The organism is Sphingobacterium sp. 40-24, assembly GCF_001899705.1.
GTDB lineage: Bacteria > Bacteroidota > Bacteroidia > Sphingobacteriales > Sphingobacteriaceae > Sphingobacterium > Sphingobacterium multivorum.
The window spans coordinates 70,674-82,795 of the sequence record NZ_MKWH01000067.1; the positions used below are offsets into that span (position 1 = coordinate 70,674).

The window sequence follows — 12,122 nt, forward strand, 5'->3', positions numbered from 1 at the left end:
AGAAATAGCTGTTTAATTGTATCATGCATTTTGCTCAAATCGGCTAAAATGGATAACCGATCGCGAGATTAAACATCAGATTGTCTTTCCGCCATCTTGAACTTCCAAAGTCGATATCTTTCAGTACCCAGCGCTCGCCTTCCGGTAAATAAGGAATGCGGAACGGGATGGAAAAGTCGGTACGCAGGATCAGAAAGGTAAAGTCAAAGCGTAGCCCCAGGCCACCGCCCACGGCAAGCTCCTTGAGGAAATCCTTGCTGAATTTGCCCCCGGGCTTATCCTCATCCTCACGTTGCAGCCACACATTTCCGGCATCAATAAAGGCAGCCCAATGAACAGGACCAGCTATTTTGGCTCGGTACTCGGTATTCAGCTCCAGCTTGATGTCGCCCGTCTGATCGGCATAAAAAAGTCCATTTCCGAGGCGCTCGGGTGCCACCGTACCTGGTCCGATCGCACGTGCGCCAAAGGCACGGATGCTGTTCGGTCCACCCACATAATATTGCTTCAGGTAGGGGAGCGAACGCGAATTGCCATACGAGTAGCTCATCCCGATGCTCACCCGGGAAGCAAGTTGTGAATTTTCGCTGAGCTTGAAATAATGCCTGCCGTCAACACTGGCTTTGATATACTGCGAGAAGTAGGCGTCAAAGAGTTTAAACGTTTTCCCCTTGTTAAAATCTGCACCTTTGATCAGTCCCAGAATATTGCCCGACAGGTCCAGATTGCCCTTAAAATAAAAGGTATTCTGTAGGTGCTTTTTCATGGTATTCTGAAAGGTGAAATTATAATTTGGCCCAATCGTGAATTGGGGATCGATTACATGCCGCAGCGCCGGAATGGTATCCATCTGCATTTTGTAGCTTTCCGAAATGCCTCTTGGCTGTACATAGGTAATTTCCATCAACGCCAGATCATGCTGTTTCTCTTCGTTCTCTTGCCAGGTATAACCATAGCTCAGCGCCATGGAATTGAGGGTATAGGCTTTTCGCCGGTTTAAAAATTCATAGCGTGCCTTGATATAGGTGTTCGGAATAAATTGGCGCGAAGGATTGATGGTACCAAATGGCGTCAATATCCTCGGAAAGGTTAAGGTGGCCTCAGTACCATACCGGAAATAGCTGGAGTTGAGGTCGGCATTGCCACCCGTCTGCAGTTCGTAGCCGCCAAAAACGTTGATATTGAGCTTTTCGGCTCCTTTAAAAGCATTCCGTAAGGTCCAGTTAACATTCACTTCCGTACCGTTGTAGACGGAAGCCATCTTACCCAGCAGCTCTACACGAATGGATTTCTTGGGCAGGGGCGTAAGATAATAGTACACATCCAGTGCGTTGGGCACTTCCTTGCTGTCCACAAAGTTATTTTTGACGAATTTCCAGCTGTTCAGGTTCACCAAATGGCTGATGGTCCGGTTGTGGGCATCGCGGTTGTAGAGGTCGCCCTGCTTGAAAAAGATGTGATTGGCAATAACAGGTTTGCGAAAGCTGTGTTTTGGGTCGATAAAATAATAACTGCTATCAAAGGGCTCGGCATTCCGGGCCGACCGCTGGTAGCCTGCCCCGGTCTCCGTATAGTTGGGGAAGATATAAATCTTGTTGATTTTGGACGGTACCCGGGCCTGCTCAGGTGCTTCTTTTTTTACTGTGACATACAGATTGACTTTATGGTTGCCGATGGTGCTATCGACCTGCACCAGGATATAGTCTGGGCTAAAATAATAATAGCCCTTATTTTTAAGGACATTGTCTATTCGGTCCCGTTCGTTGAGTACCACATCCAAGCTGTAGTTGTTGTTTGGCCGTAGCAAGCTCTCACCGGAAGTCCCCTGAATATCGCGGCCAAGTTGGGTCGTGCTGTCCACATCAAAGGTGACCGATTTAATGCGGTAGATCAGATTGGGCTTGGCCGTATAGTCTACCGTTGCTTTTTTATTTTCAACGGTGGTATCGGAGGTTACTTCGGCATTGAAAAATCCGATATTCTCCAGTCGGTTGCGCAGCAGATTTTCATTGTACTCCCGGTTTACATCGCTCAGTAGTACAGGTTCCTCGCCAATTTTTTTGAGGAAACGTTTTATAAAGTTGCTGTTGGCGGTATCGCCCGCCATATTGTTAAAATATAGCTTGTAGGGCATGCCCAGCACCCGCTTATTGGGTTTGGGCCGCAGCGATTCGGCCAGGTAGGCCGCCAGCTTCTCTTTGTTTTTCTTTGAAATGGTATCGGATGCGATGTTCACATTCCCCTTCACATACAGGCTCTCGCCTTCGGGCAGGTTTTTGGTCGACGAACAGGCCGCAATGATGCCGCTTATTATAAATAGGCCAATCAGCCCCTGTAGTTTAATTTGCATGGTAAGCCCTTTCCTCGTCTTCATTTTTAATTGCTGTGGTTTTGATCGTGTCTAACTGCTTCGGCGTACTCTTTTTCCCTGCACTGTTTGCTGTGCTGTCCACTTGCTGGCGGCGCTGCTGTTCTTGCTCCTGTTCTTCCATGCGTTTGCGGTATTCGGGACTATGGAGCATCAGGCTGTCGCGGATGACGGTGCGTACGCTGTCCCGATAAGCCGAATCCTGCTCCATACGATCGACATCAAAACGTTTCCTAAACTTCTTGCTGCCTGTATTGTAATATTCCTTGAGTTTTTTGGAGCGCATAAAGATCTCCTTAAATCGGTTGTAATCCATAGTAATGATGAAACCGATACCCGTTTCAACAAACTGCCCCTGCAAAGTGACCTGATATTGGTTTTTGCGGTAGAATCGCGCAAAGTAGCGCCCATCTTGGGAAAGCTGATAATCCAGCTGTATATCACCGGCGATATTGTTGGCCGCCTCACCAGGACGTGTATTTCCCTCTACTTCAAAGTTAGATCCAATATTGACTTTCAGTCGGTCGTTGAGCAGCATTTTGGACACCCCAATGTTCAGGTCGGTACGCGTCTGGGCAGTTCCGGTGCTGTAATCGTCTGCTGAGGTCAGGTTGAAATCAAGTTCAACGCCCGTAATTAAATCGGAGGCCAGGCGGTTGAGCTGCGAACTCAAAAACGAACTGACACTATTGCGTACCAGGGCTTCTGTACCACCGCCACCGGAAAGGCTTTCAAATGGATTGGCCGACATAAAGCGCCCCAGCACAATCAGTGAAAAGACCTGTTTATTGAGGTCGGAAGGATTATCGCGTAAGGTCGTCAGGGCATTATCTACCTTACTGATCACATCCTGCGATACGATGGCATTGTTGGCATTCAGGTCGATATCAAAATTGAGCTGTGGCTGAAACAGTTGGTCTGAAATTTTCAGCAACACGTCAAAAGGTATCTTTTGCTTATATAGGTTAGCGTTCTGTGTTCCAAGCTGTGGCGCTACCAGTTCTAGCGTAGGGGCTTTTAAGGTATATACTGCCGTAATATTTAACTGCGCGTCCAATGGATCGCCATTCCAGGTAATTGTACTTCCTTTCTGAAATTTGAAGTCTCTGCTGACGGGTCCAAAACTGAAGGAATAACTTCCCCGCTCCACGGTAAAAGTGCCCGACATGGTTATTTTACCGCTGGCATCTACGCCGGCATTTAATTCGGCCTCGCCCTGAATGTTTAGGGCATCCTGCGAGCCTGCATCAAGCAGAATCTTAAACTTGGCATCCTTATCGGTCTGCAGGTTCAGGTCGACATCTATGCCCGTCAGTTTGGTGACGGTCATGGAATCTAATCGGGCAAGGGCATTTGCGGTGGCCGTATCACGTTTGTCCACAAATTCGACCACACCTTTCCGATCGGCCATACCGGGATCATTGTTGGGCATTACCATTGTAAAATCGGTACTGTCGAGTACTTTGATGGTACCGTCCACAACAGGCTTGTCCAGATTACCGCCTACATGCAGATCGGTACCCAGAAACATTTTTCCATAAAATAAGTCGTTATCGGCCTGTGTGGAATTGAGCACTTCAAAATTGTCCATCGCAATATCGAGGTCAAAATCAAAGGCGGTGTAGGTCTGTGTCTTGATAGAACCGCTGACCTGGGCAAAATTGCCTTTGCTGTCTTCGAGTTCAAATTTGGGAAACGAAATACCATTTTGGTCAAAACGGATCTGTTCGTCTTTTGCTTTGAACAGGGCATTGAGCATGGCTACATTAAATTCGGCTTCCCTGAAATTGAGGTCGCCCCTGATCTGTGGTTTCGAGGGAGATCCCTTTATTTTTAGCTGACCTTCGAGGTTGCCCTTCGCGTCTTTGAGGTTGCCCATGCTGAAGGCCTGTACGGTCTTCATCGTCAGTGGTGCAATATCGAGTGTAAAGTCTAGTGTTGCATCGCCTTGCGGAGGATTGATAAAATCACCGCTCAGGACGAGGTTATTTCCGTTTTCGGTAATGCTTACGTTGGCATTGTAGGTGTTTTCGCGTTCATTATTGACTTTGATATTGACATTGCCCACGGTATCTTTTCCGAAGTAAAACTTGTCGACGACAAGATCGGCAACAAAAACAGGACTGCTTTCCAAGCGGGAGAGCGTGGTTTGTCCGTTGATGCCGCCGCCGACATCCAGGCTGTCACTCATGACCATCTTGCTCAGGGTCTCGATGCGGAAATTTTTAAACGCCACATCAATTGGTGAGTTCAGGATGCTGTCCTGTGACGCAATGCGCAGTTCCTGTCCCTTGTTGCTCAGGACAAAATTGTTGGCCAGCAGTCCTGAGCTGCCAAATTTTAAGCGGTTGTTGGACGCTACCTCCCACTTATCGTAGTTGAGCATGAGGCCGTCCTGTAGGAGGCTGAATTCAAATAGGCCATTTTTGGCCTCCATGTTGGCGCCCAGGTGGTATTGTTCTTTGTCCTGTTTATCCTTGATCCAAAGCCCCATGTTGACGATGTTCTGAGCAACCTTACCACTGAAAACCGTATTGGTCAGCTCAATGTTGTTCATTTTAACTTTGTTGATTAAGGCCGAATAATAGAGCGCACTATCCAGACTGTTGATATCCAGGGTCACATTGTCAATCGCTGTACCCGCATACACAATGCGTGGAGCATCCAGTTTGGCCGAGAGATTTTTGGAGGTACTATTGAAGAGACCATCCAGGGTAATGGCTTTCATTTCTGTCAGCTGTGGCAGAAAATCCTGAATCAGTCTATTGCGGGTCAGCTGTGCCGAAAATTCGATGATCTGAGGTGAGTAGGCCGGAATCTTGACCGGCTTTTCGGGTTTGTAATAAACTTGAAGCAAATCTTGGACGGCACTTTGCAGCTCCAGAATTTTGTATTTGCCGACCAGGTGGGCATTCAGAAAATCAGAACGCAGCACCAGCTGATTGCGGCTTGTATCGGCCTTGGCCAAGAGTGAGACAGTATCCAGTGCGTAACGATCGGAGTTATATTGGATCAACGAATTAGTAATATGCGCTTCACCATTCAAAAAGTTCGGATCTGCTGTGCTGAAGTTACCGCTCAGTTTACCCCGGTAGCTGAGCGCATCCTGCATCAGGTGTAACTTTTGCAGGTTGATGCTATCGACCAGCAGTTCGAATGCTACCTTGGGATAAGTGGATTTCATATTGGCGCTGGCATTCAGCTTAAGTTTGATATTCGGATCGGGGCTCAGAATGGATGCTTTCATCGCACCTTTATCGGCCGTTATATCCATGTCGATATCATGGTAGCGGTAGCCCATCGCATCCAGTCGATTCACTTTACCGTCAAAATTGGCCATCAGTTTTTTAGGATCGGTACCCTTGCCTTTGATTTTTCCTTCGAAAGAAAGGATGCCCAGGGTACTGTCCATTTTCATGATTTGACCGATATTGAGGTCACGAACGTTGACTGCCGCATCGTATAGGGTATCGCGCTTGGTCATTTGGACCGTTCCATCGACTTTGGCAGTGCCTTTTTCGGTCACCAATGCGAGGTTGGTCTTGAAAGCAGTCATTCCACCTTTAAAAGTTCCGCTCAGACCGATGGTATTGGGTAGCTCGATGCCCTGGGGCAGCATCGACTTGGAAACCAGTTTTTCGATATCCGAACGGCCGGTCGTCAGTTTTTTCAGGTTGAGGTCTACCGACAATTTATTCATATCGGGTAGTCCTTTCAGATGCAGGCTGGCAATCAATCGGGTATTGGAAAGTGTCCTGAAATCGATATTCGGAATATGCAGATCATCGACACGGCCGGCCACGCGGGTGTCGATATAAAATTTCTTGTCGAGCAGGGGCTTCATCACCTGCATGGTGTCCAGAAAGGGCGCTAGAAATCGGATATCGCGCATATCGATATGGCTTTTTGTGATGTTGGCATTGACGCTGATCAGTTCTGGTCTTTTAGCGATGATATCCAGGGAAGGATAACTTAGCTTAACGTAATCGCGAATCAGCGTGCGTGGTGTTTCCGCATAGAGATTTTTGATTTCGGCACCGGTATTGGTATACTTAAAATCGGCCTTTAATTGCTTGATGACAAAGCCGGAGTGGTCGGCTGCCACGAGTTCTTTCAAGGATCCGCTCATGGAGTCGGCGCTGTAGTACAGATCGGTTAACCTGGTTTTAAGACCGGGCATGTGGATATTAAAATAATCGAAGCCTTTGATGCGCGGCTGATTGTCGTCTTTAAAACGGATACTGGTATTGTTGATGATGATGTCTTTGGCTGAGACGACCCAATTCATTTTTGTGGCCGAACTGGTATCTGTTTTTGCAGTGTCATTCTTTTCTCCCTGGGTGTTTGATTTCTCAGTTTTTGCTTCCTTGTTTTTTGCGTTGGTTGTTGCCGCATCCACTGCTGCTGTGTTCGCTGTCGTTGCGTTGATTTTTGTCACATTGGCCGCAACCTGTTGAATTTTTCCCAGCAGGACGTTATTGTCTGAGCCATCGAGATCGAGCTTTTGGATATCGACAACCTGTTTGTTCAGATCGATCTTATTGATATCGGCATGGAATTTTTTTAGAACAAATTGCGACTTCAGTGCACTGGACTGGTCCTCATAGCGGACCAAAATATTATTGAGGTCGGCCACCTGTATAACTACGTCAGGAAGGAGCGAAGTCTTCTGTGCCGTTTTATCAGTGATACCAAAATCTTCTACCGATGGGCCTGCGCCTTCTACGGCGGGCTTCCACTGCTTGACCGTGGCATTTAGTCCGTCGATATTGATTTTAGGTAGCTCAAAGGCCATGTTTTTGGTCAGGTCAAATTTCTTTATGTTCGTATTTAAACGACCAAGATAGACGTCGGCACTGGTACCGATAACAGCATCGGCATAAACCACATGTATTTTTTCAAACTGTATTTTATCGAGGTTAAACAGCAGGGCAGAAGTTGTGTCGGCAGTAGGTTCACTTTCTTTTTCAGAAGCAAAGGCCTTAATGATATAATCAAAGTTGAACGCGCTGTCGGGAAGGGTGCGTCGTATTTTGGCGGTAATTCCATGGGCTTCCAGACTTTGGATCTCTACCGTATTTTTCAATAGCTTGAGCATATTGATATCGACGGCAATGCTTTTTCCCGCAACCAGGGTATCCTTACTTTGGTCTTCGAGGTAGATGTTTTCGAGGACCAATTTTTTTGGGAAATCAATATTGATGTAGCCAATGCTAACGGGCGTGCCGATCTTGCCTTCTACATAGTGCGTTACTTTTCCGGCGATATAATTCTGTATACTTGGCAGGCGCAATAGAAAAAGGATCAGCATAAAAAGCGCAATGATGCCGCCAATAATCCACAGTATTGTTTTTAAAGCAATTCGTGTAAATCTGTTCAAGGTGTTTTTCGATTTAAGTTTCCATTGAGGACAACACCCGACAGCAAATAGTTTGGATAATATGCAGTAAAATCCCTGCTCGAATGGGATTAGCTTACCACAGCAGCCAGGTCAGAATGGCGAGAAAGCCACCCCGGATAAGCAGTTCCTGTGTCAGCTCTTCGCGGTCTAGCTTATACCAGCTATATTTTTCATAATACTTCCGGATGGTCTGTCTATTCTTTTCAATGACGATTTTATAGCTTGTTTTCATAACCGATTTATATTGATGTCATGGAAGAACATGCAATTTTAATGCAGTTTTAGGCGCAGGCAAGCGAATTTAGGTAGTTTATGTGGTACTATTGGTTATAAAATACAGGCTAAAGGGGTATTTCTAACACGATACTTTACCAAATACGTTCAGGAAAGATACATGTCGATTACTGGTTGCTGTTTGCGGAAAGAAATTTGCCATTTTTCGGACAATAATCAGGCTTAGCTTGAATAGCTAAGCCTGATTGCTTCATGAGGCATGATTGTTATCTTCGATATTCTTGTCTATAGGACTGTTGTCTACAGTTCGTTGTTGTCGATTGTGCCGGGTTCATGCCCCATGTTTTGGTCATAGCGCGCGGCTACTCTTCGTGTACGCTGCGTTTGATCCGAAGGAAGAGTTTCGGTCTGTTGTCCCCGGCTGTAGAATGTATCTTCACTAAAGTGATAATGCTTGTAAAATTCGGTAGGATCGTAGTTGTTGGCGCTCACGATAAAGCCCACATCGCCGGTACCTTCAAACACATGCCGGACGCTTAATTCCGTTTCCGGATCGACCTGATCGGGTTGATAAGCCGGCAGTCGGATGGCCTGATCTTCGCTAATCGAGATGACCACCACTTCGCCATCATCGGCAGGATTATACAGATAATCTGTAGCGGGCTCTTCTGTTGGAATTTCATCCACGGTAAAGATCACACTATGATTGATGGGTTCGACTGACGGAGTCGGATAAGCTTCATCATTGCTCGCCTGAATCTTTGTGCCGTCGTAAAGCGACGCAAGGCCTATCGGTACCAATACTTTCTTCTCGTCTTCTATTACAAATTCGGCATCATTGAGATCCACAATCAGATAACGGACCTGTTGACTTTCAGGATCAAAGAGCAGATCATCAACCTTGCCGATCAGTTGACCGGCCTCATTTTTCACTTTCCAGCCTCGGATATCTGGTTCGCCGTCGACAATTTCATAATCGCTTCCACCGAGTTCAATCAAATGATTATAGTTGTTTTCTTCTAATGCCATGTCTTTAATTTTTTTGGTTATCAATTCATATGTGTGACAGTGATTTAAAGGGTATCCCGTTGCGGCGCTGTGTTGTTGATGCTTGTGTCGGGCGTAGATTCAGGTAGTCTGTCGTCGCTGTTGTAGCGGTTCACAAAATACAGTACCAATCCCAATGCAATCAATGAAAGCAGGATCCACAGCCACTTGGGCGCTCCGTTCCTAGGTTTTACTTCTAAATGTGCCATAAATTCTTTTTTCAAAAAGAACAACCCCTGAATGGCTTCGTTTGAAAAATTTTTTTTCGGACGTTTTTCTCGCAGTGGCTCTCGTTGTTCTTTTTTCGGGGATCGCATACAAACAGTGCAATGGAATAGTGAGGGGCGGAAACGGCCATGGCCACGACGAGAGCTTCGGTAGAGCCTAAGAAGCAAGAGGAGCAGCGTTCATGCGGGATGAATGGGCGGTGGATGGCCGGACTCCTTTCGCAGCTTTTGGTCGCACTATATCAAAAAAGAAAAATAATTCAAACGATTTTCCGCTGACATTGTTCTTTGGTCGGAAATGTATTAATTAGTTAAATAAACAGAGGTTAAAGGATTGTTTTTTGTAAAGGCTAGGTTCGTGGTTGACCTAGCCTTTTTCTGTTGTCGCTATAGTCTAATCATCCAAGAGCTGTCTCGCTTAAATTTCCGATCAGCTGATGGTTTTAGGTCCTCCAACGGTCACTGATTTCCGTCGACTGAATATCCCCGTATAAAATAATCCTATTTGATAATTTATAAAAATTATTTATTTTTAAAGATAAATAACCTAATGTACGTTATAAATACTGATTTATGCTCAAAAAAATTAATCTTGTCATCGTACTGTGCATTGTATTGCTGAGTTATACTTTTGCACAAGGACAATCGCTATCAAGCGGCTTTGTATCTTTGGTTATTAAGCTAAAAGGTAATACGAATGTAAAAGAACTTGACTTGAGCATTCCTTTTATGAGTAATCCTTTCCAGCAGGATAAGCCACTGCCATTTACACAAGTAAATGATTCTACATGGATGGCATCGGCCTATTCCTTTGGCCCTTCGTCGGTTTATTTAAGGCTAAATGGCCAATACCTCGCTTTTTTGCTTGTACCAAAGCAAGTGGGCACATTAACTGTTGCGATGTCGAATGACGGAAACAGCAGCTTGCATTATCAGGGACCATTTAAGCAGGTTTTCGACAATTCGGCGAAGCAGGAAAAATTGCTGATGGGGCTGTTTAGCTATCCTGCGGATAAAAAAAATGAAAAAATACCCTTTAAATCGGCAAATGATTTTATAATATATCAGTTGGGTAAGGTAGAAGAAATGACTAAAAAGCTGATTCCAGACTCAACTTCAGGATTTCTGAGGGAATACTATACCAAAATTGTCGAAGGTTTTCGGATACCAAGTTTTCTTTTAAATTATGCGGATATTTACGAGCACAACAAAAAGGCAGGATTGGATTCTACGCAGTTTCCATTGGTGCCAAAGCGGGATATTTCGTATTACAAGGAAATCCCTAGCCCTAGATATCAGGATACCCTGAGTCTATTTTCTGCTGCTTATGCTGCCATTCAGGCGGCCATCCTGCAGGATTCTCTGTTGCATCTTCCGGATATTACCGAGGTTGGCCCCATGGCTTTCAGAGAGCAGCTGCAACAGCGCCTGGGCCCCATATTTAAACAGGATGGAAAGCTGTTTTATGAGATGGCCACAGCCAATGCTTTTGTCCAAAAAATGAATAAGGGCTATCAATTAAGCGTGCAAAATAAGTACGACATTACACATAGTTTTACCATAAAAGATCTGGTCGAATACCTTCTTTATCAGGATGAGCAAAATGCACTCCGAAAACAAAGGTCCACGGCAAAGGTCGTTATGTTTCCTTTTGCCACCGATAAGGAAGATGTCCTTGAAGAACTGATCAAGCCCTATCGGGGAAAAGTAGTTGTGATCGATCTTTGGGCAACTTGGTGTGGCCCCTGCATCGCATCTTTTTCAGAAATGGAAAAGGTCAAGAATCAGTATAGCAATCGGGATGATGTCGTATTTGTATATGTGACGGATGAAAGCTCCGATCGCAAAAAATTTCAGGAATTTACAGATCTTCTCAAAGGCGATCATTATTACCTCTATAAAAAACAATTTGCAACAATCATCAAACAGTTTAATAACGCTATCCCCAGTTACCTCGTTTTCGATAAAACAGGTCACTTATCCGACCGTGCCACAGCTCCGGAGAATCAGGCTGTGGTCGCCAAATCCTGGATAGAAAAGGCCCTGAATAACTAAGGAAGACGCAATTTTTGTATTTAAGGCTACCCAAATGTTTGTTACACATGATACGATTGCTCGCATCAATTGCAGCGCGTATGTGTCAAAATTGCGCTAGATATTGCACGATGTTCAATTTAATGTTATATTAACATCACAATTATACCTTTGTATAAATCTTCTAGAAACCCCATATAGCGTAAATATAATACATGCGTCATGAAAGAGCTGTCTGATAAGGAACTGTTTGATCTTATGAAAGAAAGCAATACACAGGCTTTTTCGGTGTTGTTTGATCGCTATGCTCATACTTTACTCAGCTTTATTTTAAAACGTACGGGTTCTATTACGGATGCCGAAGATATCCTTCAGGATGTGTATGCTTCTTTTTGGAATCGACGAGATAAAATTGAAGTTGTGGATTCGATCTATCCTTATCTCTTTAAAGCTGCCAAATATGAAGTAATTGACTGGATGACACGCGACCAAAAGCGTATCACGCATTTCGAGCGCTTAATATTCCCTTTAGAAAACGAACCTGTTGGTACAAGTTACAGTGATGAGAAATTGATGGTGAAAGAACTGACATTTTTGTTCGACAATGAAATAGCCAAAATGCCTACAACGATGCAGTCTGCATTTAACCTCAGTCGTGTTGAAGGACTTAGTATCAAAGAAATTGCCTTTCGATTATCCATATCCGAGCAAACGGTAAAGAATAATATCTCCTTGGCTTTGAGTCGTTTGAAACTTAAGGCAAAATAAAAATCAATTTTTTTCGGTACCTCTACAGGTTATCCAAGGTTAT

7 protein-coding genes are annotated in these 12,122 nt (G+C 44.8%); 2 read left to right on the forward strand and 5 right to left on the reverse strand.

Translation table 11 applies throughout. The features are described from left to right. Positions 1–43: 43 nt before the first annotated feature. The 5 genes from tamL to BGP15_RS25525 all read right to left on the reverse strand — a co-directional run bounded on the left by tamL (position 44) and on the right by BGP15_RS25525 (position 9,367). Positions 44–2,374: a translocation and assembly module lipoprotein TamL gene (gene tamL, locus BGP15_RS25505; protein WP_286771068.1), complete on the reverse strand. Its 2,331-nt coding sequence runs from the start codon at positions 2,372–2,374 to the stop codon at positions 44–46. Next, positions 2,340–7,748 carry a translocation/assembly module TamB domain-containing protein gene (locus BGP15_RS25510; protein ID WP_286771069.1) on the reverse strand — a complete coding sequence of 1,803 codons (5,409 nt, stop codon included), beginning with the start codon at positions 7,746–7,748 and terminating at the stop codon, positions 2,340–2,342. Before BGP15_RS25510 ends, tamL begins: the two co-directional genes overlap by 35 nt. 94 nt (positions 7,749–7,842) lie before the next feature. Beyond that, on the reverse strand, positions 7,843–8,001 hold the full coding sequence (locus BGP15_RS25515; RefSeq protein WP_156167705.1) for a hypothetical protein: 159 nt from the start codon (positions 7,999–8,001) through the stop codon (positions 7,843–7,845). Positions 8,002–8,303: 302 nt separating this feature from the next. Next, complete coding sequence (locus BGP15_RS25520; protein WP_286771070.1) at positions 8,304–9,032, reverse strand: PRC-barrel domain-containing protein; 729 nt, start codon at positions 9,030–9,032, stop codon at positions 8,304–8,306. 44 nt (positions 9,033–9,076) lie between these two features. Then, a complete protein-coding gene (locus BGP15_RS25525; RefSeq protein ID WP_286771071.1) occupies positions 9,077–9,367 on the reverse strand; it encodes a hypothetical protein in 291 nt (96 codons plus the stop codon). 483 nt (positions 9,368–9,850) lie between these two features. Between BGP15_RS25525 and BGP15_RS25530 the strand changes: the two genes are divergently transcribed. Together BGP15_RS25530 and BGP15_RS25535 are read left to right on the forward strand one after the other, a co-directional pair. Next, complete coding sequence (locus BGP15_RS25530) at positions 9,851–11,332, forward strand: TlpA family protein disulfide reductase (protein WP_286771072.1); 1,482 nt, start codon at positions 9,851–9,853, stop codon at positions 11,330–11,332. A 201-nt stretch (positions 11,333–11,533) separates the two neighbouring features. Then, complete coding sequence (locus BGP15_RS25535; protein ID WP_286771073.1) at positions 11,534–12,079, forward strand: RNA polymerase sigma factor; 546 nt, start codon at positions 11,534–11,536, stop codon at positions 12,077–12,079. The last annotated feature ends 43 nt before the right edge of the window (positions 12,080–12,122 follow it).

Excerpts from the sequence above, each read along its gene's own strand:
- BGP15_RS25525 (WP_286771071.1), bottom strand. The coding sequence starts at position 9,367 with ATGCGATCCCCGAAAAAAGAACAACGAGAGCCACTGCGAGAAAAACGT.
- BGP15_RS25535 (WP_286771073.1), top strand. The coding sequence starts at position 11,534 with ATGAAAGAGCTGTCTGATAAGGAACTGTTTGATCTTATGAAAGAAAGC.
- BGP15_RS25515 (WP_156167705.1), bottom strand. The coding sequence starts at position 8,001 with ATGAAAACAAGCTATAAAATCGTCATTGAAAAGAATAGACAGACCATC.
- BGP15_RS25530 (WP_286771072.1), top strand. The coding sequence starts at position 9,851 with ATGCTCAAAAAAATTAATCTTGTCATCGTACTGTGCATTGTATTGCTG.
- tamL (WP_286771068.1), bottom strand. The coding sequence starts at position 2,374 with ATGAAGACGAGGAAAGGGCTTACCATGCAAATTAAACTACAGGGGCTG.
- BGP15_RS25520 (WP_286771070.1), bottom strand. The coding sequence starts at position 9,032 with ATGGCATTAGAAGAAAACAACTATAATCATTTGATTGAACTCGGTGGA.